Annotated in this window: 24 protein-coding genes and 7 tRNA genes; 11 read left to right on the forward strand and 20 right to left on the reverse strand. The window is 51.0% G+C overall.

What is annotated here, in order from left to right; all coding sequences use genetic code 11:
- Nucleotides 1–50: 50 nt before the first annotated feature.
- Complete coding sequence (locus tag K0778_RS03580) at nt 51–1103, reverse strand: 4-oxalomesaconate tautomerase (RefSeq protein ID WP_000723652.1); 1053 nt, start codon at nt 1101–1103, stop codon at nt 51–53.
- 183 nt (nt 1104–1286) lie between these two features.
- Here K0778_RS03580 and K0778_RS03585 point away from each other — a divergent pair, with 183 nt between their 5' ends.
- Nucleotides 1287–2240 carry a LysR family transcriptional regulator gene (locus K0778_RS03585; protein ID WP_000679972.1) on the forward strand — a complete coding sequence of 318 codons (954 nt, stop codon included), beginning with the start codon at nt 1287–1289 and terminating at the stop codon, nt 2238–2240.
- Nucleotides 2241–2280: 40 nt separating this feature from the next.
- On the opposite strand, the gene pgl is transcribed toward K0778_RS03585, so the two are convergent.
- The gene (gene pgl / locus K0778_RS03590; RefSeq protein WP_000815435.1) at nt 2281–3276 is read right to left on the reverse strand and encodes a 6-phosphogluconolactonase; all 996 of its coding nucleotides are present in this window, start codon (nt 3274–3276) and stop codon (nt 2281–2283) included.
- 154 nt (nt 3277–3430) lie between these two features.
- Here pgl and ybhA point away from each other — a divergent pair, with 154 nt between their 5' ends.
- Nucleotides 3431–4249 (forward strand): bifunctional pyridoxal phosphate/fructose-1,6-bisphosphate phosphatase, encoded by an 819-nt coding sequence (ybhA, locus tag K0778_RS03595; protein ID WP_001300666.1) that lies wholly within the window; start codon nt 3431–3433, stop codon nt 4247–4249.
- Here ybhA and modC read toward each other — a convergent pair whose 3' ends face one another.
- The 4 genes from modC to acrZ form a co-directional block, all read right to left on the reverse strand.
- Nucleotides 4250–5308 (reverse strand): molybdenum ABC transporter ATP-binding protein ModC, encoded by a 1059-nt coding sequence (gene modC / locus K0778_RS03600; protein WP_000891692.1) that lies wholly within the window; start codon nt 5306–5308, stop codon nt 4250–4252.
- 2 nt (nt 5309–5310) lie between these two features.
- Nucleotides 5311–6000, reverse strand: coding sequence for a molybdate ABC transporter permease subunit (gene modB, locus K0778_RS03605; protein ID WP_000604034.1), 690 nt, complete (start codon nt 5998–6000; stop codon nt 5311–5313).
- Nucleotides 6000–6773: a molybdate ABC transporter substrate-binding protein gene (gene modA, locus K0778_RS03610; protein WP_000101984.1), complete on the reverse strand. Its 774-nt coding sequence runs from the start codon at nt 6771–6773 to the stop codon at nt 6000–6002. Before modA ends, modB begins: the two co-directional genes overlap by 1 nt.
- Before the next feature lie 166 nt (nt 6774–6939).
- Nucleotides 6940–7089: a multidrug efflux pump accessory protein AcrZ gene (acrZ, locus tag K0778_RS03615; RefSeq protein WP_000891515.1), complete on the reverse strand. Its 150-nt coding sequence runs from the start codon at nt 7087–7089 to the stop codon at nt 6940–6942.
- Between the two features lie 128 nt (nt 7090–7217).
- Between acrZ and modE the strand changes: the two genes are divergently transcribed.
- The 7 genes from modE (at nt 7218) to gpmA (ending at nt 15019) form a co-directional block, all read left to right on the forward strand.
- On the forward strand, nt 7218–8006 hold the full coding sequence (gene modE, locus K0778_RS03620) for a molybdenum-dependent transcriptional regulator (protein WP_001147439.1): 789 nt from the start codon (nt 7218–7220) through the stop codon (nt 8004–8006).
- A 67-nt stretch (nt 8007–8073) separates the two neighbouring features.
- Complete coding sequence (gene modF, locus K0778_RS03625; RefSeq protein ID WP_000096869.1) at nt 8074–9546, forward strand: molybdate ABC transporter ATP-binding protein ModF; 1473 nt, start codon at nt 8074–8076, stop codon at nt 9544–9546.
- Nucleotides 9547–9806: 260 nt separating this feature from the next.
- A complete protein-coding gene (gene galE / locus K0778_RS03630; RefSeq protein ID WP_001265438.1) occupies nt 9807–10823 on the forward strand; it encodes a UDP-glucose 4-epimerase GalE in 1017 nt (338 codons plus the stop codon).
- Nucleotides 10824–10832: 9 nt separating this feature from the next.
- Nucleotides 10833–11879 (forward strand): galactose-1-phosphate uridylyltransferase, encoded by a 1047-nt coding sequence (galT, locus tag K0778_RS03635; protein WP_000191496.1) that lies wholly within the window; start codon nt 10833–10835, stop codon nt 11877–11879.
- A 3-nt stretch (nt 11880–11882) separates the two neighbouring features.
- Nucleotides 11883–13031, forward strand: coding sequence for a galactokinase (gene galK, locus K0778_RS03640; RefSeq protein WP_000053415.1), 1149 nt, complete (start codon nt 11883–11885; stop codon nt 13029–13031).
- Nucleotides 13025–14065, forward strand: a complete 1041-nt coding sequence (gene galM, locus K0778_RS03645) for a galactose-1-epimerase (protein WP_000931389.1) — start codon at nt 13025–13027, stop codon at nt 14063–14065. Before galK ends, galM begins: the two co-directional genes overlap by 7 nt.
- Before the next feature lie 201 nt (nt 14066–14266).
- On the forward strand, nt 14267–15019 hold the full coding sequence (gpmA, locus tag K0778_RS03650; protein WP_001295305.1) for a 2,3-diphosphoglycerate-dependent phosphoglycerate mutase: 753 nt from the start codon (nt 14267–14269) through the stop codon (nt 15017–15019).
- Nucleotides 15020–15176: 157 nt separating this feature from the next.
- Here gpmA and aroG read toward each other — a convergent pair whose 3' ends face one another.
- Nucleotides 15177–16229, reverse strand: a complete 1053-nt coding sequence (aroG, locus tag K0778_RS03655; RefSeq protein WP_001109196.1) for a 3-deoxy-7-phosphoheptulonate synthase AroG — start codon at nt 16227–16229, stop codon at nt 15177–15179.
- A 315-nt stretch (nt 16230–16544) separates the two neighbouring features.
- Between aroG and K0778_RS03660 the strand changes: the two genes are divergently transcribed.
- Both K0778_RS03660 and zitB read left to right on the forward strand, forming a co-directional pair.
- Complete coding sequence (locus K0778_RS03660; protein ID WP_000784351.1) at nt 16545–16925, forward strand: YbgS-like family protein; 381 nt, start codon at nt 16545–16547, stop codon at nt 16923–16925.
- Nucleotides 16926–17038: 113 nt separating this feature from the next.
- Nucleotides 17039–17980 carry a CDF family zinc transporter ZitB gene (gene zitB / locus K0778_RS03665; RefSeq protein ID WP_000951295.1) on the forward strand — a complete coding sequence of 314 codons (942 nt, stop codon included), beginning with the start codon at nt 17039–17041 and terminating at the stop codon, nt 17978–17980.
- Here zitB and pnuC read toward each other — a convergent pair.
- The 13 genes from pnuC to tolA form a co-directional block, all read right to left on the reverse strand.
- Nucleotides 17977–18696 carry a nicotinamide riboside transporter PnuC gene (gene pnuC / locus K0778_RS03670; RefSeq protein ID WP_000345410.1) on the reverse strand — a complete coding sequence of 240 codons (720 nt, stop codon included), beginning with the start codon at nt 18694–18696 and terminating at the stop codon, nt 17977–17979. The genes zitB and pnuC overlap by 4 nt on opposite strands.
- A 37-nt stretch (nt 18697–18733) precedes the next feature.
- Nucleotides 18734–19777 (reverse strand): quinolinate synthase NadA, encoded by a 1044-nt coding sequence (gene nadA / locus K0778_RS03675; RefSeq protein ID WP_000115290.1) that lies wholly within the window; start codon nt 19775–19777, stop codon nt 18734–18736.
- A gap of 277 nt (nt 19778–20054) precedes the next feature.
- Nucleotides 20055–20130: transfer RNA gene (locus K0778_RS03680), tRNA-Lys, on the reverse strand.
- A gap of 132 nt (nt 20131–20262) precedes the next feature.
- Nucleotides 20263–20338: transfer RNA gene (locus K0778_RS03685), tRNA-Lys, on the reverse strand.
- Nucleotides 20339–20484: 146 nt separating this feature from the next.
- Nucleotides 20485–20560: transfer RNA gene (locus K0778_RS03690), tRNA-Lys, on the reverse strand.
- A gap of 3 nt (nt 20561–20563) precedes the next feature.
- Nucleotides 20564–20639, reverse strand: a tRNA-Val gene (locus K0778_RS03695).
- A gap of 51 nt (nt 20640–20690) precedes the next feature.
- Nucleotides 20691–20766: transfer RNA gene (locus K0778_RS03700), tRNA-Lys, on the reverse strand.
- Nucleotides 20767–20768: 2 nt separating this feature from the next.
- Nucleotides 20769–20844: transfer RNA gene (locus K0778_RS03705), tRNA-Val, on the reverse strand.
- 135 nt (nt 20845–20979) lie between these two features.
- A tRNA-Lys gene (locus tag K0778_RS03710) sits at nt 20980–21055 on the reverse strand.
- Nucleotides 21056–21219: 164 nt separating this feature from the next.
- On the reverse strand, nt 21220–22011 hold the full coding sequence (gene cpoB / locus K0778_RS03715; RefSeq protein ID WP_000097580.1) for a cell division protein CpoB: 792 nt from the start codon (nt 22009–22011) through the stop codon (nt 21220–21222).
- 9 nt (nt 22012–22020) lie between these two features.
- Nucleotides 22021–22542 carry a peptidoglycan-associated lipoprotein Pal gene (gene pal / locus K0778_RS03720; RefSeq protein WP_001295306.1) on the reverse strand — a complete coding sequence of 174 codons (522 nt, stop codon included), beginning with the start codon at nt 22540–22542 and terminating at the stop codon, nt 22021–22023.
- Between the two features lie 34 nt (nt 22543–22576).
- Entirely contained in the window at nt 22577–23869 is a 1293-nt protein-coding gene (tolB, locus tag K0778_RS03725; protein WP_001295307.1) for a Tol-Pal system beta propeller repeat protein TolB, read from the reverse strand.
- Between the two features lie 132 nt (nt 23870–24001).
- Complete coding sequence (tolA, locus tag K0778_RS03730; RefSeq protein WP_000030637.1) at nt 24002–25267, reverse strand: cell envelope integrity protein TolA; 1266 nt, start codon at nt 25265–25267, stop codon at nt 24002–24004.
- Nucleotides 25268–25331: the final 64 nt, after the last annotated feature.

Raw genomic sequence — 25331 nt, forward strand, 5'->3', positions numbered from 1 at the left:
CTCATACAGAAGTCCTTTATTGATTGTCCTTATCCTGACAACGAATTTTTTCAGGGAAGATAAACTTCACCGGAAAATATTTTTCTGGTCGTCCGAATAACAGATGCGCGTAACGTCGTGGCATCCTGACCTTCATTACTTAAATGAACGTCGAGCGCACCACTGGGGTGTTCAATATTGATATTGCCGTATCCTACAGAAGGGACGATTTGTCGGGTGACGGTGCCTTCCAATGCACAACTACTGGAAATAGCAATAGCACCGGTTATCGCCAGCGCGCGATGGCAAGAATGCGGCATAAAATAACGCACATTAATTGCCCCGCCTTTCTGCGCTGGAGAAATAAGCACAGGTTTAGGGATAACCATATTACTGACATCACCTAAGCCCATTGCTTTACCCGCTTGTAGACGGATAGATTCAATGCGGGCTAATAATGCTTTGTCGGCATCCAGTTCCGCCGGTAATTCATAACCTGTTTTTCCCAGATATTCAGCCGGAATAATGACGACTGGCATCGCCATATCGATACAGGTCACCGGGACATCGTCAAAATAATCAATCTGATTATCAGTCGGGAAAACTTTTCCGGTTTTGGTTCCAGCGGCATTCAGGAAAGTGAGCGCAACCGGTGCGGCAGTACCCGGTACGCCGTCAATTCTGGCGCTACCCTCGTACTCGACAACACCATTTGGCGTTTGCACATCAGCTTCGATGAACGTACCCGTATTGACGTTGCGGATACGTACGCGAGTAACTGGCGAAGTCGCTGCAATCAAACCATTTTCAATGGCGAATGCCCCAACACCAGACAGCATATTGCCGCAGTTAGGCGTGGTATCGACACGTTGCTCATGAACGATTACCTGCGCAAACAGATAATCGACATCAGCACGCGGATCGCTGGAACGGCTAATAATGGCGACTTTACTGGTCAGTGGATTACCGCCGCCAATACCGTCAATTTCCAGATCGTTACCGGAACCCATAATTGCCATCAATATTTTATCGCGCTGCGTTTGATCTTCGGGTAAATGTTCCGCTAACAGGAACGCGCCCCTCGAGGTTCCACCTCGCATCATCACGCAGGGTATTTTTTTCATAATAATGCCCTCAATTTAAAAACATAACTTATTGCGATATGGTTACATTAAGGGCAAAGCATCTCTAATGACTTTAGCTCAACGATTAATAACATTTTTTCATTAATTTAAGTTGGCTAAATGCAGTTAAAATTTTTAACGGCCAGCCACCCAAAATCGTCGCTTCCATTTTCCGGAGTAATAATGAAGCATGAATTATCAAGTATGAAGGCATTTGTCATACTGGCAGAGTCCAGTTCGTTTAACAATGCCGCTAAATTACTCAATATTACGCAACCTGCATTAACGCGAAGAATAAAAAAGATGGAGGAAGATTTACATATTCAACTATTTGAGCGTACAACTCGCAAGGTTACGTTAACAAAAGCAGGAAAAAGGTTGCTCCCGGAGGCGCGGGAATTAATAAAGAAATTCGATGAAACGCTTTTTAATATTCGTGATATGAATGCTTATCATCGTGGTATGGTGACGTTAGCGTGTATTCCGACCGCAGTATTTTATTTTTTACCGCTGGCAATCGGTAAATTTAATGAGCTGTATCCCAATATTAAAGTGCGGATTCTGGAACAAGGCACGAATAATTGCATGGAATCGGTGCTGTGTAACGAATCAGACTTTGGCATAAACATGAACAACGTCACAAATTCATCCATTGATTTTACCCCACTGGTCAACGAGCCGTTCGTGCTGGCCTGTCGGCGTGACCATCCATTGGCCAAAAAGCAGCTTGTAGAATGGCAGGAGTTAGTGGGTTACAAAATGATTGGCGTACGCTCCTCCAGCGGCAACCGACTGTTGATAGAACAACAGCTGGCCGACAAGCCCTGGAAGCTGGACTGGTTTTACGAAGTGCGTCATCTTTCGACGTCATTAGGACTGGTGGAGGCGGGACTGGGGATTTCGGCGCTTCCTGGCCTGGCAATGCCTCATGCGCCCTATTCTTCGATTATTGGTATCCCATTGGTGGAACCCGTTATACGTCGAACATTGGGAATAATTCGCCGTAAAGATGCCGTACTTTCTCCAGCAGCAGAACGCTTTTTTGCCTTGCTGATTAATTTATGGACTGACGATAAAGACAATTTGTGGACCAATATCGTCGAACGCCAGAGACACGCGTTACAGGAGATAGGTTAATACACCGGCGCAGGAGAGACTGCGCCGGGTAAATCAGCGGTTAGTGTGCGTTAACCACCACCCACATTGGTCCCTGCCCGACCGCATAGCGGCCTTTTTCATGCAGTAGCCCCTGCTCGCCAACAATTTCGTATACCGAGATGTGGTGAGATTTTTGCCCGGCGGCAATCAGATACTTGCCGCTGTGATCAACATTGAAGCCGCGCGGCTGGGTTTCCGTTGGCTGGAAGCCTTCTTTACTCAACACGCTGCCATCTTCCGAAACGCTGAAAACGGTAATCAGGCTGGCGGTACGGTCGCAGGCGTATAAATGGCGACCATCCGGGGTGATATGAATATCAGCCGCCCAACGGGTGTCGGAGAAGTTTTCCGGCATCATATCCAGCGTCTGGACACATTCGATATTACCGTGCGGATCTTTCAGTTCCCAGACATCCACTGAGCTGTTTAACTCATTGACGCAATACGCATATTGTTCGTTTGGATGGAATACCATATGACGCGGGCCGGCCCCTTCAACGGTGGTCACTTCCGCAGGGTCCTGCGCCACGAGATGACCATCATCGCTGACCGTAAACAGGCAAATGCGATCCTGCTTTAATGCCGGAACCCACAGCGTACGGTTGTCCGGTGAGATATTGGCGGAATGGCAACCGTCCAGCCCCTCGACCACATCGACGACGCCCACTGGCAGGCCATCTTCCAGACGCGTTACGCTCACGTTACCCGCATTGTAAGAACCTACAAAGACAAACTGCCCCTGGTGATCGGTGGAAATATGCGTCGGACTACCCGGCAGCGCAGACTCTGCGGCAAAGGTCAGTGCGCCATCGTCCGGGGCGATACGATACGCCAGGACGCGAAACTCAGGGCGAACACCAACATAGAGATAACGTTTGTCCGGGCTGACCACCATCGGCTGCACCTGCCCCGGCACATCGACAACCTGTGTCAGCGTCAGTGCGCCTTCATGATTCAGATTCCAGACGTGAATTTGCTGGCTCTCAGGGCTGGCGATATAAACTGTTTGCTTCATGAATGCTCCTTTGCATTTAGCAACTGACTGTAACAGCTAAAATTAGTCGCTTTTGGCGGTGAATGCTGAATTAAAACGCAGAATTTTGTCCGATAGTGGTATCGGTGTACCATTCGCGCAGACGAAAATTCTTAACCTTAATCTGGAATACGCCATGACCACACGCGTGATTGCTCTCGACTTAGACGGCACCTTATTGACCCCGAAAAAGACCCTGCTTCCTTCATCGATAGAAGCCCTGGCCCGCGCTCGCGAAGCAGGCTATCAATTAATCATCGTCACAGGTCGCCATCACGTCGCTATTCATCCTTTTTATCAGGCGCTGGCGCTGGATACACCTGCTATTTGCTGTAATGGCACCTATTTGTATGATTATCATGCAAAAACCGTGCTGGAAGCGGACCCAATGCCCGTTATTAAAGCCCTGCAACTCATTGAGATGCTGAATGAACACCACATTCACGGTCTGATGTATGTCGATGATGCAATGGTCTATGAGCACCCGACCGGGCATGTCATTCGCACATCTAACTGGGCGCAAACCCTGCCGCCGGAACAGCGTCCGACTTTCACACAAGTCGCTTCTCTGGCTGAAACGGCGCAACAAGTTAACGCCGTATGGAAGTTCGCCCTGACGCACGATGACCTGCCGCAATTGCAGCATTTTGGTAAGCATGTCGAACATGAACTGGGACTGGAGTGTGAATGGTCCTGGCACGATCAGGTTGATATTGCACGCGGCGGCAACAGCAAAGGTAAACGTTTGACGAAATGGGTTGAGGCGCAAGGTTGGTCGATGGAAAACGTCGTGGCATTCGGCGATAACTTTAATGATATCAGTATGCTGGAAGCCGCTGGTACAGGCGTGGCGATGGGCAACGCCGATGACGCGGTAAAAGCGCGCGCCAACATTGTGATTGGTGATAACACCACCGACAGCATTGCCCAGTTCATTTATAGCCACCTGATTTAATCAGGCGGTTATCGACACACTTTTAATTTGCGCGTACAGCCACAGGCCAGGTTTGATCGCCAGTTCATCCCTGGCCCACGGGCTGATACGCGCCCACAGCGTTTTACCGCCGACTTCCAGTTCCACTTCCACCTGGCCGTTGTCGTCATAACTATTAACAACTTTTGCCCGCAATACGTTACGAATGCTGGTTTGCTGCGGCGGTTGTAAAACCAGAGAAACATCGGAAGCCTGAATGCGGATACGTAGCGCAGCTTGCAGCGGTTCGTCCAGCTTATTGACCCACAAATGCTGATCGCCCAGCGCCAGCGCGGTCATCGCGTAATGCGGATGATGCTCAAGCACCGTCACTTTCAGAATGCTACTTTGTTGCTCTTTCGGCAGCCACGGATTCATCACGCTACTGCCCCACACTTCCTCCAGCGCGCCAAAGGCTTTCACCTGACCGTTTTCCAGTACCATCACTCTGTCTGCCAGATGGAGGATCTCATCCAGCGAATGGCTGACATACAACATCGGAATGTTGATTTCCCGTGTCAGCCGTTGCAGATAAGGCAACAGTTCGCGTTTACGCGGAATATCCAGTGACGCCAGCGGTTCATCCAGCAACAGCAATTCCGGTGCTGTCAGCAAAGCCCGACCAATCGCCACGCGCTGTTTTTCGCCTCCGGACAGGCTGCCTGGTAAACGGTCAAGCAACGGTTCAATGCCTAAAAGCGCCACCAGCTTATCGAACTGATCGACCATACTTTTCGACATGCCGTAGCGCAGATTGCCACGCACTTTGTAATGCGGGAACAGCCGCGCATCCTGAAAAACATAGCCAACGCGACGCTTTTCCGGCGTCAGGCAGATACCTTTTTCGGCATCATTTAGTACCCGCCCATTGAGGACAATCCGCCCTTTTTGCGGGCGCGTCAGTCCACTGATGGCGTTAATCAGCGAAGTTTTTCCGGCACCGGAGACGCCAAAGATAGCAGTGATGCCATTGGCGGGCAGCGTTTCATTAATAGTCAGGCAATGGTTGCCCAACGTCTGGGAAAAATTCAGTTCCAGCATGATTAGCGCCCCGCCCGTTCACGGCTGATTCTGGCCAGCCATTCTGAAATCAACAGGGAGATCATCGCCAGCGCAATAGAAATAATGCACAGTCTCGCCGCTCCACTTTCCCCGCCGGGGGTCTGGATCAGGGTATACATGGCAGAAGGAATGGTTCGCGTTTCACCAGGAATGTTCGACACAAAGGTGATGGTTGCACCAAACTCACCGAGAGAACGAGCAAAAGCCAGTACCGTACCAACAATAATTCCCGGTAAGGTCAGCGGTAACGTGATAGTAAAGAAAACGCGCCAGCGCCCGGCCCCCAGTGTTCTTGCGGCCTGTTCCAGTTTGACATCAACCCCTTCCAGCGCCAGACGAATTGCCCGCACCATCAGCGGAAACGACATGACGGCGGCAGCGAGAACCGCGCCGCGCCAGCTAAAGGCGAAGGTAATACCAAACCAGTCATACAGACGTTCACCGATAAATCCGCGCCGTCCCATCGAAACTAATAATAAGTAACCGACGACCACGGGCGGTAACACCAGCGGTAGATGCAGTACGCTGTCGAGCAGAGCTTTGCCCGGAAACGTGCAACGCACCAGTAACCAGGCAAAAAAGATCCCAAACGGCAGGCTAAACAGCACAGCCAGGGAAGAAACTTTCAGGCTTAATAAAACTGCCTGCCATTCTGGATCGGTCAGTATCATTACTTGATTGTAAATCCGTAACGTTTAAAGATTTCCGCTGCCTGCGGTCCCTTCAGATAATCATAAAATGCTTTCACTGTCGCATTGTTATGCCCTTCCACAACAGCAACCGGATATTCCACTTTTTTATGTGAATCTTCCGGGAAGGTGGCAACCACTTTTACCCCTTTGCTGGCAACTGCGTCAGAACCGTAGACAATGCCCAGAGGCGCTTCGTTACGTTCGACCAGCGCCAGCGCCCCACGAACATCTTCCGCTGGGGCCAGTTTCGGAGAGAGCGTATCCCATGCGCCCAGTTTTTGCAGTGCTTCTTTTGCATAAATGCCAGCGGGAACATGTTCCGGATCGCCAACCGCCAGGCGACCGCCATTCAGCAGTGAAGTCCAGTTGGTTTTGCTGTCGATGGTGAAATCTTTCTGCACGCTGGCTTTCGGTGCTACAACGACCAGGCTATTGCCGAGCAGTGTCTGACGCGTAGCTGTATCGATCGCTTTTTTATCAACCGCATAATCCATCCATTTCTGATCGGCAGAAATAAACAGATCCGCAGGCGCACCCGCTTCAATCTGACGGGCGAGAGTAGATGACGAAGCGAAAGAAGAAACCACATCCACGCCTTTCTCTTTTTTAAACTGCGTAGCAATGTCCTGCATTGCGTTAGTCAGTGATGCGGCGGCGAACACCGTGATTTTCCCTTCATCTGCCAGTGCATTGCCAGCAACAGCGAAAGAGAGTGCCGCCCCGGCAAACAAGTTCAACCATTTACGAGCCATTGGTAACCCCTTAATGTAACGTTATGTAGGCGACAATATAACGACTAACTCGGAATTTTCCCAGCAGTTATTGCTAACCTTTGTGAGGTAGATAAGAAAAAATATCGGCAGGAAAAGCAGGAAGTTGAGAAAAAGAAAATGCCCGACTAAGCGGGCATTCAGGGAATCAATGATTTTGTCCGGGCTGGTCTTTTTTACCAACACCAGAAAAGATGTTGAATACTTCACCAAGACCGTAAATCAGACCCAGGATGATGGCCATCACGACAGGTACCATGATTACGGCGAATACCAGACTTTTTAATAACTCTAACATGGTCAACTCCAGATATAGTCATGAGACTATTCTAACCGCTAAGCACAGAAAAGCACTCCCCTTTTGTGCGGTCAGCTTTGCGTGGCGTTCGTTTTCCGTCACAATAAGACTTTTGCCAGGACATTGTTATGCAGGCCGAAATCCTTCTCACCCTTAAGCTCCAACAAAAATTATTCGCCGACCCGCGCCGCATTTCGCTACTAAAACACATTGCGCTTTCCGGTTCCATTAGCCAGGGAGCGAAAGATGCCGGTATTAGCTATAAAAGCGCCTGGGATGCCATTAACGAGATGAATCAGTTAAGTGAGCATATTCTGGTCGAGCGCGCAACAGGCGGTAAAGGTGGCGGCGGCGCAGTACTGACCCGCTATGGTCAGCGACTGATTCAGCTCTATGACTTACTGGCGCAAATCCAGCAAAAAGCCTTTGATGTGTTAAGTGACGATGACGCCCTGCCGCTGAACAGCCTGCTGGCCGCGATCTCACGTTTTTCACTGCAAACCAGCGCCCGTAACCAGTGGTTCGGTACCATCACCGCCCGCGATCATGATGACGTTCAACAGCATGTTGATGTCTTACTGGCTGACGGAAAAACACGCCTGAAAGTCGCAATTACCGCACAAAGCGGCGCGCGTCTGGGGCTGGATGAAGGCAAAGAAGTGTTGATATTGCTAAAAGCGCCGTGGGTAGGTATTACTCAGGACGAGGCGGTCGCGCAAAACGCTGACAACCAATTACCGGGTATTATTAGTCATATTGAGCGCGGCGCAGAGCAGTGCGAAGTATTAATGGCGCTACCCGACGGGCAAACACTGTGCGCCACAGTGCCGGTAAATGAAGCGACTTCTCTTCAGCAAGGACAGAATGTCACGGCCTACTTTAATGCCGACAGCGTGATTATCGCCACGCTGTGCTAAGCGTGTTGACAATTTGTTATGAAACACGTATCCCTGTCAGTAATCGCTGCACAAAGTGGGATATAAAATGTCATCGTTGCAAATTTTGCAAGGCACGTTTCGTCTTAGCGACACAAAAACGCTGCAATTGCCTCAGCTAACGTTAAACGCGGGTGATAGTTGGGCGTTTGTCGGTTCGAATGGAAGCGGGAAATCGGCCCTGGCCCGCGCGCTGGCGGGGGAACTTCCGCTTTTGAAAGGTGAACGGCAAAGCCAGTTTTCCCACATCACTCGTCTCTCCTTCGAGCAATTGCAAAAACTCGTCAGCGACGAATGGCAGCGGAATAACACCGATATGCTCGGCCCTGGCGAAGATGACACCGGACGCACTACGGCTGAGATCATTCAGGATGAAGTAAAGGATGCACCGCGTTGCATGCAACTGGCGCAGCAGTTCGGTATTACCGCCCTCCTCGACCGACGCTTTAAATACCTTTCCACTGGCGAGACGCGAAAAACCCTGCTGTGTCAGGCGCTGATGTCGGAGCCTGACTTGTTGATTCTTGATGAGCCGTTCGATGGCCTGGATGTTGCCTCACGTCAGCAGCTGGCTGAGCGACTCGCCTCGTTACATCAGTCCGGTATTACTCTGGTACTGGTGCTCAATCGCTTCGATGAGATCCCGGAGTTTGTCCAGTTTGCTGGCGTGCTGGCGGATTGCACGTTAGCGGAAACTGGCGCTAAAGAGGAACTGCTCCAACAAGCACTCGTCGCGCAACTGGCGCATAGTGAACAGCTTGAAGGTGTGCAACTGCCGGAGCCGGATGAACCTTCAGCACGTCACGCCTTACCCGCCAACGAACCGCGCATTGTGCTGAACAATGGCGTGGTTTCTTATAACGATCGCCCCATTCTTAATAACCTTAGCTGGCAGGTGAATCCAGGCGAACACTGGCAAATTGTCGGGCCAAATGGTGCAGGAAAATCGACGTTATTAAGCCTGGTTACTGGCGATCATCCGCAAGGTTACAGCAACGATTTGACGCTTTTCGGACGACGTCGCGGCAGCGGCGAAACCATCTGGGATATCAAAAAGCATATCGGTTACGTCAGCAGTAGTTTGCATCTGGATTACCGGGTCAGCACTACCGTGCGTAATGTGATTCTTTCTGGCTATTTTGATTCGATTGGCATTTATCAGGCCGTTTCGGATCGCCAGCAAAAACTGGTGCAGCAGTGGCTGGATATTCTCGGCATTGATAAACGCACGGCTGACGCTCCGTTCCATAGTCTTTCCTGGGGACAGCAGCGTCTGGCGCTGATTGTCCGCGCACTGGTGAAACATCCGACGTTGCTTATTCTCGATGAACCACTACAGGGGCTTGATCCGCTGAATCGCCAGCTTATCCGCCGTTTTGTTGATGTGCTGATTAGCGAAGGTGAAACGCAATTGTTGTTTGTTTCGCACCACGCTGAAGATGCGCCTGCCTGTATTACCCATCGTCTTGAGTTCGTGCCGGACGGTGGACTCTATCGCTATGTGCTGACAAAAATATATTGAGTCGGTAGTGCTGACCTTGCCGGAGGCGGCCTTAGCGCCCTCTCCGGCCAACGGTTCGACGCATGCAGGCATGAAACCGCGTCTTTTTTCAGATAAAAAGCGCAATCATTCATAAACCCTCTGTTTTATAATCACTTAATCGCGCATAAAAAACGGCTAAATTCTTGTGTAAACGATTCCACTAATTTATTCCATGTCACACTTTTCGCATCTTTGTTATGCTATGGTTATTTCATACCATAAGCCTAATGGAGCGAATTATGAGAGTTCTGGTTACCGGTGGTAGCGGTTACATTGGAAGTCATACCTGTGTGCAATTACTGCAAAACGGTCATGATGTCATCATTCTTGATAACCTCTGTAACAGTAAGCGCAGCGTACTGCCTGTTATCGAGCGTTTAGGCGGCAAACATCCAACGTTTGTTGAAGGCGATATTCGTAACGAAGCGTTGATGACCGAGATCCTGCACGATCACGCTATCGACACCGTGATCCACTTCGCCGGGCTGAAAGCCGTGGGCGAATCGGTACAAAAACCGCTGGAATATTACGACAACAATGTCAACGGCACTCTGCGCCTGATTAGCGCCATGCGCGCCGCTAACGTCAAAAACTTTATTTTTAGCTCCTCCGCCACCGTTTATGGCGATCAGCCCAAAATTCCATACGTTGAAAGCTTCCCGACCGGCACACCGCAAAGCCCTTACGGCAAAAGCAAGCTGATGGTGGAACAGATCCTCACCGATCTGCAAAAAGCCCAGCCGGACTGGAGCATTGCCCTGCTGCGCTACTTCAACCCGGTTGGCGCGCATCCGTCGGGCGATATGGGCGAAGATCCGCAAGGCATTCCGAATAACCTGATGCCATACATCGCCCAGGTTGCTGTAGGCCGTCGCGACTCGCTGGCGATTTTTGGTAACGATTATCCGACCGAAGATGGTACTGGCGTACGCGATTACATCCACGTAATGGATCTGGCGGACGGTCACGTCGTGGCGATGGAAAAACTGGCGAACAAGCCAGGCGTACACATCTACAACCTCGGCGCTGGCGTAGGCAACAGCGTGCTGGACGTGGTTAATGCCTTCAGCAAAGCCTGCGGCAAACCGGTTAATTATCATTTTGCACCGCGTCGCGAGGGCGACCTTCCGGCCTACTGGGCGGACGCCAGCAAAGCCGACCGTGAACTGAACTGGCGCGTAACGCGCACACTCGATGAAATGGCGCAGGACACCTGGCACTGGCAGTCACGCCATCCACAGGGATATCCCGATTAAGGAACGACCATGACGCAATTTAATCCCGTTGATCATCCACATCGCCGCTACAACCCGCTCACCGGGCAATGGATTCTGGTTTCACCGCACCGCGCTAAGCGCCCCTGGCAGGGGGCGCAGGAAACGCCAGCCAAACAGGTGTTACCTGCGCACGATCCAGATTGCTTCCTCTGCGCAGGTAATGTGCGGGTGACAGGCGATAAAAACCCCGATTACACCGGGACTTACGTTTTCACTAATGACTTTGCGGCTTTGATGTCTGACACGCCAGATGCGCCAGAAAGTCACGATCCGCTGATGCGTTGCCAGAGCGCGCGCGGCACCAGCCGGGTGATCTGCTTTTCACCGGATCACAGTAAAACGCTGCCAGAGCTCAGCGTTGCAGCATTGACGGAAATCGTCAAAACCTGGCAGGAGCAAACCGCAGAACTGGGGAAAACGTACCCATGGGTGCAGGTTTTTGAAAACAAAGGCGCGGCGATGGGCTGCTCTAACCCGCATCCGCACGGTCAGATTTGGGCAAATAGCTTCCTGCCTAACGAAGCTGAGCGCGAAGACCGCCTGCAAAAAGAATATTTTGCCGAACAGAAATCACCAATGCTGGTGGATTATGTTCAGCGCGAGCTGGCAGACGGTAGCCGTACCGTTGTCGAAACCGAACACTGGTTAGCCGTCGTGCCTTACTGGGCTGCCTGGCCGTTCGAAACGCTACTGCTGCCCAAAGCCCACGTTTTACGGATCACCGATTTGACCGACGCCCAGCACAGCGATCTGGCGCTGGCGTTGAAAAAGCTGACCAGTCGTTATGACAACCTCTTCCAGTGCTCCTTCCCCTACTCTATGGGCTGGCACGGCGCGCCATTTAATGGCGAAGAGAATCAACACTGGCAGCTGCACGCGCACTTTTATCCGCCTCTGCTGCGCTCCGCCACCGTACGTAAATTTATGGTTGGTTATGAAATGCTGGCAGAGACCCAGCGAGACCTGACCGCAGAACAGGCAGCAGAGCGTTTGCGCGCAGTCAGCGATATCCATTTTCGCGAATCCGGAGTGTAAGAAATGAGTCTGAAAGAAAAAACACAATCTCTGTTTGCCAACGCATTTGGCTACCCTGCCACTCACACCATTCAGGCGCCTGGCCGCGTGAATTTGATTGGTGAACACACCGACTACAACGACGGTTTCGTTCTGCCCTGCGCGATTGATTATCAAACCGTGATCAGTTGTGCACCACGCGATGACCGTAAAGTTCGCGTGATGGCAGCCGATTATGAAAATCAGCTCGACGAGTTTTCCCTCGATGCGCCCATTGTCGCACATGAAAACTATCAATGGGCTAACTACGTTCGTGGCGTGGTGAAACATCTGCAACTGCGTAACAACAGCTTCGGCGGCGTGGACATGGTGATCAGCGGCAATGTGCCGCAGGGTGCCGGGTTAAGTTCTTCCGCTTCACTGGAAGTCGCGGTCGGAACCGTATTGCAGCAGCTTTATCATCTGCCGCTGGACGGCGCACAAATCGCGCTTAACGGTCAGGAAGCAGAAAACCAGTTTGTAGGCTGTAACTGCGGGATCATGGATCAGCTAATTTCCGCGCTCGGCAAGAAAGATCATGCCTTGCTGATCGATTGCCGCTCACTGGGGACCAAAGCAGTTTCCATGCCCAAAGGTGTGGCTGTCGTCATCATCAACAGTAACTTCAAACGTACCCTGGTTGGCAGCGAATACAACACCCGTCGTGAACAGTGCGAAACCGGTGCGCGTTTCTTCCAGCAGCCAGCCCTGCGTGATGTCACCATTGAAGAGTTCAACGCTGTTGCGCATGAACTGGACCCGATCGTGGCAAAACGCGTGCGTCATATACTGACTGAAAACGCCCGCACCGTTGAAGCTGCCAGCGCGCTGGAGCAAGGCGACCTGAAACGTATGGGCGAGTTGATGGCGGAGTCTCATGCCTCTATGCGCGATGATTTCGAAATCACCGTGCCGCAAATTGACACTCTGGTAGAAATCGTCAAAGCTGTGATTGGCGACAAAGGTGGCGTACGCATGACCGGCGGCGGATTTGGCGGCTGTATCGTCGCGCTGATCCCGGAAGAGCTGGTGCCTGCCGTACAGCAAGCTGTCGCTGAACAATATGAAGCAAAAACAGGTATTAAAGAGACTTTTTACGTTTGTAAACCATCACAAGGAGCAGGACAGTGCTGAACGAAACTCCCGCACTGGCACCCGATGGTCAGCCGTACCGACTGTTAACTTTGCGTAACAACGCAGGGATGGTAGTCACGCTGATGGACTGGGGTGCGACTTTACTTTCCGCCCGTATTCCGCTTTCCGATGGCAGCGTCCGCGAGGCGCTGCTCGGCTGTGCCAGCCCGGAATGCTATCAGGATCAGGCCGCGTTTCTGGGGGCCTCTATTGGTCGTTATGCCAACCGTATCGCCAATAGCCGTTATACCTTTGACGGTGAAACCGTGACGCTTTCGCCAAGTCAGGGCGTTAACCAGCTGCACGGCGGGCCGGAAGGGTTCGACAAACGTCGCTGGCAGATTGTGAACCAGAACGATCGTCAGGTGCTGTTTGCCCTGAGTTCAGATGATGGTGATCAGGGCTTCCCGGGTAATCTCGGCGCGACGGTGCAATATCGTCTGACCGACGATAACCGTATCTCCATTACTTATCGCGCCACAGTTGATAAACCTTGCCCGGTGAATATGACTAATCACGTCTATTTCAATCTTGACGGCGAGCAGTCTGACGTGCGCAATCACAAGTTGCAGATTCTGGCGGACGAATATCTGCCGGTTGATGAAGGCGGCATTCCGCACGACGGCCTGAAATCTGTCGCCGGAACGTCTTTTGATTTCCGCAGCGCCAAAATCATCGCCAGTGAGTTTCTTGCCGACGACGATCAGCGCAAAGTGAAAGGTTACGATCACGCATTCTTGTTACAGGCCAAAGGCGATGGCAAGAAAGTGGCGGCGCATGTCTGGTCAGCAGATGAAAAATTGCAGCTGAAGGTCTACACCACCGCTCCGGCTCTGCAATTCTACTCCGGCAACTTCCTCGGCGGCACACCGTCGCGGGGAACCGAACCTTACGCCGACTGGCAAGGGCTGGCTCTGGAAAGCGAGTTTCTACCGGACAGCCCGAACCACCCTGAATGGCCGCAACCGGACTGCTTCCTGCGTCCTGGCGAAGAGTATTCCAGCCTGACGGAATATCAGTTTATTGCTGAGTAATGTTACGCCCTCGTCATGAGGGCTTTATCTCATATTGTTCAAATCACCAGCAAACACCGACATATTTGCAACTCAATATTCACAACAACCTTACACTGCGCCACTATTTTCGCTATGGTTATGCGTAAGCATTGCTGTTGCTTCGTCGCGGCAATATAATGAGAATTATTATCATTAAAAGATGATTTGAGGAGTAAGTATATGGCTGTAACTAAGCTGGTTCTGGTTCGTCATGGCGAAAGTCAGTGGAACAAAGAAAACCGTTTCACCGGTTGGTACGACGTGGATCTGTCTGAGAAAGGCGTAAGCGAAGCAAAAGCAGCAGGTAAGCTGCTGAAAGAGGAAGGTTACAGCTTTGACTTTGCTTACACTTCTGTGCTGAAACGCGCTATCCATACCCTGTGGAATGTGCTGGACGAACTGGATCAGGCATGGCTGCCCGTTGAGAAATCCTGGAAACTGAACGAACGTCACTACGGTGCATTGCAGGGTCTGAACAAAGCGGAAACTGCTGAAAAGTATGGCGACGAGCAGGTGAAACAGTGGCGTCGTGGTTTTGCAGTGACTCCGCCGGAACTGACTAAAGATGATGAGCGTTATCCGGGTCACGATCCGCGTTACGCGAAACTGAGCGAGAAAGAACTGCCGCTGACGGAAAGCCTGGCGCTGACCATTGACCGCGTGATCCCTTACTGGAATGAAACTATTCTGCCGCGTATGAAGAGCGGTGAGCGCGTGATCATCGCTGCACACGGTAACTCTTTACGTGCGCTGGTGAAATATCTTGATAACATGAGCGAAGAAGAGATTCTTGAGCTTAATATCCCGACTGGCGTGCCGCTGGTGTATGAGTTCGACGAGAATTTCAAACCGCTGAAACGCTATTATCTGGGTAATGCTGACGAGATCGCAGCGAAAGCAGCGGCGGTTGCAAACCAGGGTAAAGCGAAGTAAACGTCATTCGTTTAAAATGAGAAAGCCGACTGCAAGTGAGTCGGCTTTTTTGTTGCTAACAATGGAGCACATTGCCTGATGCGACGCTGCGCGACTTATCAGGCCTGTGGTGATTCATCGGATACGCCACTCTGACGGCGCATCCGACAATTAAACCTTACCCGCGACGCGCTTTTACTGCATTCGCCAGTTGACGTAACAGAGCATCGGTATCTTCCCAGCCGATGCAGGCATCGGTGATGCTCTTACCGTAGGCCAGCGGCTCCCCGCTCTCGAGGCTCTGATTGCCTTCCACCAGATGGCTTTCCACCATCACGCCAATAATGGCCTTTTCGCCACCGGCAATCTGCTGGCAAACGTCAGCACAAACATCCATCTGCTTTTTGAATTGTTTGGACGAGTTAGCATGGCTGAAATCGATCATCACCTGTGCTGGCAGGCCTGCTTTGTTCAGCCCTTCTTTCACTTCAGCAACGTGCTTCGCGCTGTAGTTAGGCTCTTTACCGCCGCGCAGAATGATATGGCAATCGCCGTTACCGCTGGTATTCACAATCGCCGAATGCCCCCATTTCGTTACGGACAGGAAGCAGTGCGGCGCACCGGCGGCATTAATGGCATCGATAGCCACTTTAATCGTACCGTCGGTGCCATTTTTGAAGCCGACCGGACAAGAAAGCCCTGATGCCAGTTCGCGGTGCACCTGCGATTCGGTGGTACGTGCGCCAATTGCGCCCCAGCTCATCAGGTCAGCGAGATATTGTGGGGTGATCATATCGAGAAACTCACCTGCCGCTGGCAGACCGCTGTCGTTAATATCAAGCAGCAATTTACGGGCTATACGCAGACCGTCGTTGATCTGGAAGCTATTATCCATATGCGGATCGTTAATCAGCCCTTTCCAGCCCACCGTGGTACGCGGCTTTTCAAAATAGACGCGCATTACGATTTCCAGCTCATCTTTCAGCTCTTCACGCAGCGCCAGCAAGCGAGTGGCATACTCTTTTGCCGCGACAGGATCATGAATTGAGCATGGGCCAATCACAACCAACAGGCGATCATCATTACCTTTCAGGATCTTATGGATCGCTTTTCGGGCATGGGCAACCGTATTCGCGGCATTTTCAGTAGCGGGGAATTTTTCCAGCAATGCGACAGGAGGAAGTAACTCTTTGATTTCTTTGATGCGTAAATCGTCGTTCTGATAATTCATGTCTGTTCCAGTGTTGCCATACTTATCTTAGTGAATGCAATACTTCCAATCTATATCTTCCGTCAGAATGTGTAAACGGGGTTTTACACTATGAACGGATTAATCCTGGAATTAGCAAGAAAAACGCCAGATTGTCGCGAAAAACGAGATCTCTCCTACAATTTCTAACTGTAACTCCTTTGTTTGTTAATTATTTCAAGATTCTCTGCTGCGTTTCATAACCTGGCTGAAATCTTAAACCAATGCCTTATATTCACCTGCAAATGCACTGTTGGAAGAGGTTATCCGACATAACGACCATAACAGGAGCATCCTATGAAAATGACAAAACTGGCCACATTATTTCTGACTGCCACTCTAAGCCTTGCCAGCGGTGCCGCACTGGCTGCCGATAGCGGAGCGCAAACTAATAACGGCCAGGCAAACGCCGCAGCTGATGCGGGCCAGGTAGCCCCTGACGCCCGTGAAAATGTCGCGCCAAATAACGTCGACAATAACGGGGTAAATACCGGTTCTGGCGGCACAATGCTGCATTCGGATGGTTCTTCAATGAACAATGACGGAATGACCAAAGATGAAGAGCACAAGAACACCATGTGCAAAGATGGTCGCTGTCCGGATATCAATAAAAAGGTACAAACCGGTGATGGCATCAATAATGATGTCGATACCAAAACCGACGGTACCACGCAGTAACCCTGCAAAATAGCCAATAATGGGAGAGCGGAGTCTCTCCCTTTTAATTTTTCACTTCTAAAAGCAGTATGATGTCATAAAGTTAAGTGAGAATAATTAAGGGATGACTCGTCATGGCGCACTCACACTCACACACGTCCTCACACCTGCCAGAAGATAATAATGCTCGTCGCTTGTTGTATGCTTTCGGCGTGACTGCCGGGTTTATGCTGGTAGAAGTCGTTGGTGGTTTTCTTTCTGGTTCTCTGGCATTGCTGGCCGATGCGGGTCATATGTTGACCGATACTGCCGCCCTGCTTTTCGCCCTACTCGCCGTGCAATTTTCACGTCGTCCTCCCACCATTCGCCACACTTTCGGTTGGCTAAGACTGACCACGCTCGCGGCGTTTGTGAATGCCATAGCCCTCGTGGTAATTACCATTTTGATTGTCTGGGAGGCGATAGAACGCTTCCGCACGCCGCGTCCGGTCGAGGGCGGCATGATGATGGCAATTGCCGTGGCTGGGTTGCTGGCAAATATACTTTCTTTCTGGTTACTTCATCACGGCAGCGAAGAGAAAAACCTCAACGTACGAGCAGCGGCACTGCATGTGCTCGGGGACCTGCTGGGTTCGGTTGGGGCTATTATTGCCGCGTTGATTATTATCTGGACTGGCTGGACACCTGCTGACCCCATTCTCTCGATACTGGTGTCGCTTCTGGTTCTGCGTAGCGCGTGGCGACTGTTGAAAGATAGCGTGAATGAATTACTTGAAGGTGCACCGGTATCGCTGGATATCGCTGAACTGAAGCGTCGTATGTGCCGGGAAATCCCGGAAGTCCGCAATGTGCACCATGTACATGTATGGATGGTAGGCGAGAAGCCGGTGATGACGCTGCATGTGCAGGTGATCCCGCCACACGATCACGATGCCTTGTTGGATCAGCTCCAACACTACCTGATGGATCACTATCAGATTGAGCACGCCACCATTCAGATGGAATATCAACCTTGTCATGGGCCAGACTGCCACCTGAATGAAGGGGTGTCTGGCCATTCACATCATCACCATTAATGGGACAGCGCGCGTGAGCCTCTTTCGCGTGCGCTGTTGATCCACATCCGGCTGCCGTTGAGCGCAATAAAGGTCAGGATGATGTACTCCAGAGACATGGCGTAAACGCCCTGAAGTGCAAAAATAACGACGCTAATCACGTTAATAATCACCCACAACAGCCAGTTTTCCACATACTTACGCGTCATCAGAATCATTGCCACGATAGATAACACCATCATGCATGAATCCCAGAACGGGAAAGCGTCCGGTTGCAGTTCAGGCATCACAACCTGTAATCCTAATGCTTGCATGATCATGACTGCCACGCGGGTCAAAAATGCAAACACCGGATTGATAAATACCGTCATCAGACCAATCGAAACAACGCAAACCGCCAACCAGCTTAGCGCCTTCGGCAATGGCAACCAGCGAATTTTCAACTCCGCCTCGTTCTGACTGGTTTGTCGCGACCACGCATACCAGCCGTAAATATTCGCGGCAAAGAAAAACACCTGTAATAGCAGGCTGGCATACAGCTGAATCTGAAAGAAAATAATGCCAAACAAGGTGACGTTGATCAGGCCAAAGAAGTAGTTGCTGATCTTCTCCAGACTGGCAAGGCCAATACACAGCAACCCGGCGATCGTGCCTACCGCTTCGATCCATGAGAGATCATAACCGCCTGCCCCTATTGGTATATGTACCAGGATATTCTGCACACTAAAAAAATCCATCTTTCCCCCAAAGCGTAACGTTACGCCTTATTATTCGTTATCCACGTAGTGTAGCCGCAAAATCCAGCATACGATTGAGCGGCACCAGCGCCCTCTCTCGCAGCCTTTCATCAACATGAACCTCGTGATTGCTTCCTTCCTGTTCTAATGCCTCTGCGATGGCCTGAAGGCCATTCATGGCCATCCACGGACAATGCGCGCAGCTGCGGCAGGTTGCACCCTCACCTGCGGTTGGTGCTTCCAGTAACTCTTTATCTGGCACCGCCTGCTGCATTTTGTAGAAAATACCCCGATCGGTTGCCACAATAAGCCTCTGATGTGGCAATGTTTTCGCAGCAGCGATCAGTTGACTGGTGGAACCGACCGCATCCGCCATATCGACAATAGCTTGTGGTGATTCTGGATGCACCAGTATGGCAGCATCCGGGTATTCTTCTTGCAAGCGGGTTAACGCCTGAGTCTTAAATTCATCATGCACAATACAGGCACCCTGCCAGCATAGAATGTCTCCACCCGTCTGTTTTTGCACGTAACGCCCCAGATGTTTGTCGGGTGCCCAGATGATTTTTTCACCCAAACTATCAAGATGATCAATAAGTTCGACGGCAATGCTTGAAGTTACCACCCAATCTGCGCGCGCTTTTACCGCAGCAGAAGTGTTGGCGTAGACGACGACAGTACGATCGGGATGGGCATCGCAAAATGCGTTAAATTCTTCAACAGGGCAGCCGAGATCCAGTGAACATTCAGCCTGAAGTGTCGGCATCAGAATTGTTTTTTCCGGACTGAGAATTTTGGCGGTTTCTCCCATAAATCTCACCCCAGCGACTAACAAAGTAGAAGCGGGATGCTTTGCACCGAAGCGCGCCATTTCCAGAGAATCAGAAATACAGCCACCGGTTTCTTCTGCCAGTTGTTGAATTTCGGGATCGGTATAGTAGTGGGCAACCATCACCGCATTACGTTCTTTTAGCAGACGTTTTATCTTCTCGCGGTAATACGCTTTTTCATCAATGCTTAACGGCGTCGGCTTCGGGGGGAAAGGATAAATCGCCGTGTCTGGATCAAACATTACGCTCATCTTACCATCTCGTTTTACAGGCTTAACGTTAAAACCGACATTAGCGTAATATTCGCTGTTATCGGTGTAATTTGTTTTATATGCTAAACAAGATAGTCGAATGGTGGGGAAAAGTCACTCGAATTACGTATGAGATGCCGAATGCCACACTTTGCGTCTTATTCCTCCGACGTAAAGTTGTTTACGCAGCAAGCGCGGAGTATGTCATCAGGGTCAAGAATTGAAATTGAGAGATGCCTGAATAGCAAAAAAGCGCCTTTAGGGCGCTTTTTTACATTGGTGGGTCGTGCAGGATTCGAACCTGCGACCAATTGATTAAAAGTCAACTGCTCTACCAACTGAGCTAACGACCCCTTGCGGGATTATGCTGCTTTAATCATTCAGGATGGTGGGTCGTGCAGGATGACTGGACTTCGTCTCGCCCTTCGGGCCGTTGCTAACGCAACGTTATCCTTCACGTTCTCTACCAGTAACCACCTTTAAATTGGTGGGTCGTGCAGGATTCGAACCTGCGACCAATTGATTAAAAGTCAACTGCTCTACCAACTGAGCTAACGACCCATATGGGTGTTACCTGAAAGATTTCTACTCGGAACCAATCTTTAAAATTGGTGGCTCGTGCAGGATGACTCGCTTCGCTCGCCCTACGGGCCGTTGCTGGCGTAACGTTATCCTTCACGCTTAACATCTGAGTTTGATGTTAAAACTGGTGGGTCGTGCAGGATTCGAACCTGCGACCAATTGATTAAAAGTCAACTGCTCTACCAACTGAGCTAACGACCCGAGTGGTGGGTGATGACGGGATCGAACCGCCGACCCCCTCCTTGTAAGGGAGGTGCTCTCCCAGCTGAGCTAATCACCCGATACTGCGCTGGATACTACAAACTACTTCCACCGAACCCACCGTAATTAGTGGTGGGTCGTGCAGGATTCGAACCTGCGACCAATTGATTAAAAGTCAACTGCTCTACCAACTGAGCTAACGACCCGGTGGTGGGTGATGACGGGATCGAACCGCCGACCCCCTCCTTGTAAGGGAGGTGCTCTCCCAGCTGAGCTAATCACCCAATACTACGCTGGATACTACAACTAACTATGTTAGTGGTTGGTCGTGCAGGATGACTCGACTTCGTCTCGCCCTTCGGGCCGTTGCTGATGCAACGTTATCCTTCACGTTTTACTACCGCTTCCACCTTAGCGATTGGTGGGTCGTGCAGGATTCGAACCTGCGACCAATTGATTAAAAGTCAACTGCTCTACCAACTGAGCTAACGACCCACTTTTTCGTTGCTTTCGGTTTGTTTGATATCCCGTGGCAACGGCGGCATATATTACTGATTTCAGACTTGAGCGCAACAAAAATTTCGATGCAGATCACTCAACTGCTTATGATTCGCACGACACGACCAGAAATAATGCGACTTCTGGTCGTGTGTTATGCATTACATCGCGTTCAGACGTTTTTGTGCCTGTTTAGCGCCATCAGTACCAGGGTATTTACTGATAACCTGCTGGTATACGGCTTTCGCTTTTGCGGTGTCACCTTTGTCCTGCATGATGACGCCGACTTTAAACATCGCATCAGCAGCCTTTGGTGACTTCGGATAGTTTTTCACTACCGAAGCAAAATAGTACGCCGCATCATCTTTTTTACCCTTGTTGTAGTTTAACTGACCCAGCCAATAATTGGCGTTTGGCAGGTAAGTTGAATCAGGGTAATTTTTGATGAAATTCTGAAATGCCACCATTGCGTCATCCTGGCGGGATTTATCCTGCACCAGCGCAATAGCTGCATTGTAATCCGTGTTTGCATCGCCGCTTTTCACCGGCGCGCCAGCATTCGCAGTACCAGCATCAGCTGTCGGCGTCGTTGATGCCGCCGCACCGCTTTGATCGCTGCTGGTTGATTGCGCCGCTGCACCACCGCTGCTGAGGCTGTCGATCTGCAACAGGATCTGCTTTTGCCGCTCCACGACCTGATTCAGTTGATACTGATTTTCCTGAATCTGACCACGCAGGGAATCAATATCGGATTGATTATCAGAAAGTTGTTGCTGGAGTTGGGTTAAAAGCTGGCTGTGAGCATTAGAAATACGCTCAAGTTGAGTGACGCGGTCTTCGACCGAGCCTGAGCCGACACTACTGATTGGTGCCTGAGCAAAAGCGGCCCAGGGGGCCGCTATACCAACCAGTAACGACAGACTCAATAGTTGATGTCTGAAGTTACTGCTCATGCAATTCTCTTAGTAAACCAGTACCGCACGACGGTTTTTGGAGTATGCCGCTTCGTCATGACCCAGTACTGCAGGTTTTTCTTTACCGTAAGAAACGATGGAGATCTGGTCTGCAGAAACGCCTTTACCCTGCAGGTACATCTTAACGGCGTTCGCACGACGTTCACCCAGGGAGATGTTGTATTCCGGAGTACCACGTTCGTCCGCGTGACCTTCTACGGTGACTTTGTAAGACGGGTTGCTACGCAGGAAGTTTGCATGTGCATCCAGCATTTGAGCGAAGTCAGAACGGATATCGTACTTGTCCAGATCGAAGTAAACGATGTTGTTCTGCTGCAGCTGTTGCATTTGCAGACGAGCCTGCTCTTCGGAAGACATGTTGCCGTTGCCGCCGTTCGCATCCATACCAGTGCCGGCACCCAGCATGCCTTCGCTGCCGTCATTGCTGGCGTTCTTGTTGGAAGAACATGCCGCAATTGCCATAACAGGCAGAGCAATCATCAGCCCTTTCAGCACTTTGTTCAGTTGCATTTCAATGATTCCTTTACTATTCAATTAATTATTATCACAGATACGGCGACCAGGCAGGGAATTTGACCTGTCCATCAGTTGCCGGAAGACGCGCTTTGAAACGCCCATCTGTAGAAACCAAATTCAGCACGGATCCCATCCCCTGAGAAGAGCTGTAGATTACCATAGTGCCGTTAGGTGCCAGACTTGGCGTTTCATCCAGGAACGTGGACGACAGAACTTGTACGCCTCCCGTTGCCAGATCTTGTTTGGCAATGTGCTGCTGCCCACCATTGGAGCTGACCATTACCATAAATTTACCGTCGCTGCTGACATCCGCATCCTGGTTCTGCGAACCTTCCCAGGTAATACGTTGTGGCGCACCGCCGTTGATATTCACTTTATAAACCTGCGGACGACCGGCCTGGTCAGAAGTAAATGCCAGGTTCTGGCTATCCGGGAACCAGGTCGGTTCGGTATTGTTACTGCGACCATCAGTCACCTGGCGGATCTGACCAGAAGCCAAATCCATTACGTACAGGTTCAGACTACCGGTTTTCGACAAGGCGAATGCCAGTTTGCTGCCGTCTGGCGAGAATGCAGGTGCACCGTTGTGACGCGGGAATGAAGCCACCTGACGTACAGCGCCATTTGCCAGCGTCTGAATAACCAGCGCGGAACGACCGCTTTCGAAGGTCACATAAGCCAGTTTAGAACCGTCTGGTGACCACGCCGGAGACATCAGCGGCTGCGGTGAACGGTGAACGACAAACTGGTTGTAACCGTCATAGTCAGATACGCGCAGTTCATACGGGAACTGACCGCCGTTGGTCTGAACAACGTAGGCAATACGAGTACGGAACGCACCTTTAATGCCGGTCAGTTTTTCAAACACTTCATCACTGGCGGTATGACCAGCATAACGCAGCCACTGCTTGTTCACTTTGTACGAGTTCTGAGCAAGTACAGTACCCGGTGCGCCGCCAGTGTCAACAAGTTGATAAGCAACATTGTAAGAACCATCCGGATTCGGAGTGACCTGACCGACAACTACAGCGTCAATGCCCAGTGCGGACCATGCAGCTGGTTGTACTTCCTGCGCACTACCCGGCTGCTGTGGCAGACGAGCGCGATCTAACGGATTAAATTTACCGCTGTTACGCAAGTCAGCAGCAACGATGCCGCCAATATCTTCAGGTGCCGCACCAGGCCCCGCCCACTGGAAAGGAACAACACCAATAGGACGACCGGAATCTACACCGCTGTCGATCACAATGCGGACTTCAGCATGCAGAACTGATGCCCACAGTATGAGAAAACCAAATGCTACTCGTAATGCCTGCTTCATCATATCTCCCTTATCTGGACCGATGGCCCACGATAATTTAGCAGAATGTTAACAAACTAAAATACACAAAACTACCAGAACCCCGTGGCAACCGGTGCCTGATGTTGACCGTCCGAACAGTCAACATCGCGATTACGGTTTGAAGTCCAATGGCGCGTTTTTGAACACTTCATATACTGCCTGGCTTGGTGGTTTCGGGATCTTCGCAAGTTTAGCTGCTGCCAACGCAGCCTGACAAAGTGCGGGATCGCCACCTTCAGGTTTGATATCCAGTAACATACCATCGGGTGCCAGTTTTATGCGCAGCGTACAGGTTTTGCCTGCATAGGACGATGCGTCATAGAACTTACTTTCGATAGCAGATTTAATCTGCCCGGCATAGTTATTGATATCGGCCCCTGATGCGCCATTGTTTTTAGTATTACCACTCCCGGCAGGCGAAGCATTGTTCCCTTTCGCCCCTCCCCCCGTTTTCGGTGCATTCTTACCAGAGCTTAGCTCACCGAAAATATCATCTGCCTCTGCGGCCGCTTTTGCTGCAGCGGCTTTTTCAGCTGCAGCTTTTGCCGCTGCCGCTTTTTTGTCTGCGGCGGCTTTTTCTGCCGCTGCTTTCTTATCAGCTGCTGCCTTTTCAGCAGCCGCTTTTTCTGCTGCTTTTTTGTCGGCTGCAGCTTTCTCTGCTGCCGCTTTCTTATCAGCTGCAGCCTTTTCAGCAGCCGCTTTCTTCTCAGCTTCTGCTTTGGCTTTTTCAGCAGCTTCAGTTGCCGCTTTCTTTCTTGCTTCAGCTGCAGCTGCTTCTGCCGCTTCCGCTTTCTTCTTCAGTGCCGCAGCGGCTGCCTCGGCTTTTTTCTGCGCTTCGGCTGCGGCTTTGGCGGCTTCTGCTTCTGCTTTTTTCTTTGCGTCTGCAGCCGCTTTCTTCGCTGCTTCTTCCGCAGCTTTAGCATCTGCTTCGGCCTTCGCTTTAGCATCTGCCGCCGCTTTCGCTGCCGCCTCTTCAGCTTGCTTCTGCTTTAACTCGGCCTGTTTTGCGGCTTCTTCAGCCTGCTTTTTCTGCTCCTGAGCCGCTAACCGCTCTTTCTCAAGTTGCTTCAGGCGTTCCTGTTCAGCCGCTTGTTTCTCACGCAGTTCTTCAGCAGCCTGCTGTTCCTTCATCTTGCGCTGTTCATCAGAACGCTTCGCGCTTGATTCCTGGCTTTGCATGCGTTTGTACTGCTCAACTACCGCACCTGAATCAACCATGACAGCGTCGATGGACGAACCACCGCCGCCTCCGGCTGAAGCTTCTATATTCTCATCGAACGAACTCCAGATCAGCGCCGCAAATAAGATGACATGCAGCACTGCTGAAATAATTATCGCCCGCTTGAGCTTGTCGTTTTGTTCGGTTGCCTTTGACACTCTCGGTTTCCAAAAACTGTTCGCCTGTTACCCGCTCTCTTTCAAGCAAGGGAAACGCAGATGT

Origin of the sequence: Escherichia sp. XD33, from assembly GCF_019375075.1 — a bacterium.
Taxonomy (GTDB): domain Bacteria; phylum Pseudomonadota; class Gammaproteobacteria; order Enterobacterales; family Enterobacteriaceae; genus Enterobacter; species Enterobacter flexneri_A.

Bases quoted from the DNA above. Each gene is read 5' to 3' on its own strand.
- K0778_RS03580 (WP_000723652.1), bottom strand. From the start codon at position 1,103: ATGAAAAAAATACCCTGCGTGATGATGCGAGGTGGAACCTCGAGGGGC.
- K0778_RS03585 (WP_000679972.1), top strand. From the start codon at position 1,287: ATGAAGCATGAATTATCAAGTATGAAGGCATTTGTCATACTGGCAGAG.
- pgl (WP_000815435.1), bottom strand. From the start codon at position 3,276: ATGAAGCAAACAGTTTATATCGCCAGCCCTGAGAGCCAGCAAATTCAC.
- ybhA (WP_001300666.1), top strand. From the start codon at position 3,431: ATGACCACACGCGTGATTGCTCTCGACTTAGACGGCACCTTATTGACC.
- modC (WP_000891692.1), bottom strand. From the start codon at position 5,308: ATGCTGGAACTGAATTTTTCCCAGACGTTGGGCAACCATTGCCTGACT.
- modB (WP_000604034.1), bottom strand. From the start codon at position 6,000: ATGATACTGACCGATCCAGAATGGCAGGCAGTTTTATTAAGCCTGAAA.
- modA (WP_000101984.1), bottom strand. From the start codon at position 6,773: ATGGCTCGTAAATGGTTGAACTTGTTTGCCGGGGCGGCACTCTCTTTC.
- acrZ (WP_000891515.1), bottom strand. From the start codon at position 7,089: ATGTTAGAGTTATTAAAAAGTCTGGTATTCGCCGTAATCATGGTACCT.
- modE (WP_001147439.1), top strand. From the start codon at position 7,218: ATGCAGGCCGAAATCCTTCTCACCCTTAAGCTCCAACAAAAATTATTC.
- modF (WP_000096869.1), top strand. From the start codon at position 8,074: ATGTCATCGTTGCAAATTTTGCAAGGCACGTTTCGTCTTAGCGACACA.
- galE (WP_001265438.1), top strand. From the start codon at position 9,807: ATGAGAGTTCTGGTTACCGGTGGTAGCGGTTACATTGGAAGTCATACC.
- galT (WP_000191496.1), top strand. From the start codon at position 10,833: ATGACGCAATTTAATCCCGTTGATCATCCACATCGCCGCTACAACCCG.
- galK (WP_000053415.1), top strand. From the start codon at position 11,883: ATGAGTCTGAAAGAAAAAACACAATCTCTGTTTGCCAACGCATTTGGC.
- gpmA (WP_001295305.1), top strand. From the start codon at position 14,267: ATGGCTGTAACTAAGCTGGTTCTGGTTCGTCATGGCGAAAGTCAGTGG.
- aroG (WP_001109196.1), bottom strand. From the start codon at position 16,229: ATGAATTATCAGAACGACGATTTACGCATCAAAGAAATCAAAGAGTTA.
- K0778_RS03660 (WP_000784351.1), top strand. From the start codon at position 16,545: ATGAAAATGACAAAACTGGCCACATTATTTCTGACTGCCACTCTAAGC.
- zitB (WP_000951295.1), top strand. From the start codon at position 17,039: ATGGCGCACTCACACTCACACACGTCCTCACACCTGCCAGAAGATAAT.
- pnuC (WP_000345410.1), bottom strand. From the start codon at position 18,696: ATGGATTTTTTTAGTGTGCAGAATATCCTGGTACATATACCAATAGGG.
- nadA (WP_000115290.1), bottom strand. From the start codon at position 19,777: ATGAGCGTAATGTTTGATCCAGACACGGCGATTTATCCTTTCCCCCCG.
- cpoB (WP_000097580.1), bottom strand. From the start codon at position 22,011: ATGAGCAGTAACTTCAGACATCAACTATTGAGTCTGTCGTTACTGGTT.
- pal (WP_001295306.1), bottom strand. From the start codon at position 22,542: ATGCAACTGAACAAAGTGCTGAAAGGGCTGATGATTGCTCTGCCTGTT.
- tolB (WP_001295307.1), bottom strand. From the start codon at position 23,869: ATGAAGCAGGCATTACGAGTAGCATTTGGTTTTCTCATACTGTGGGCA.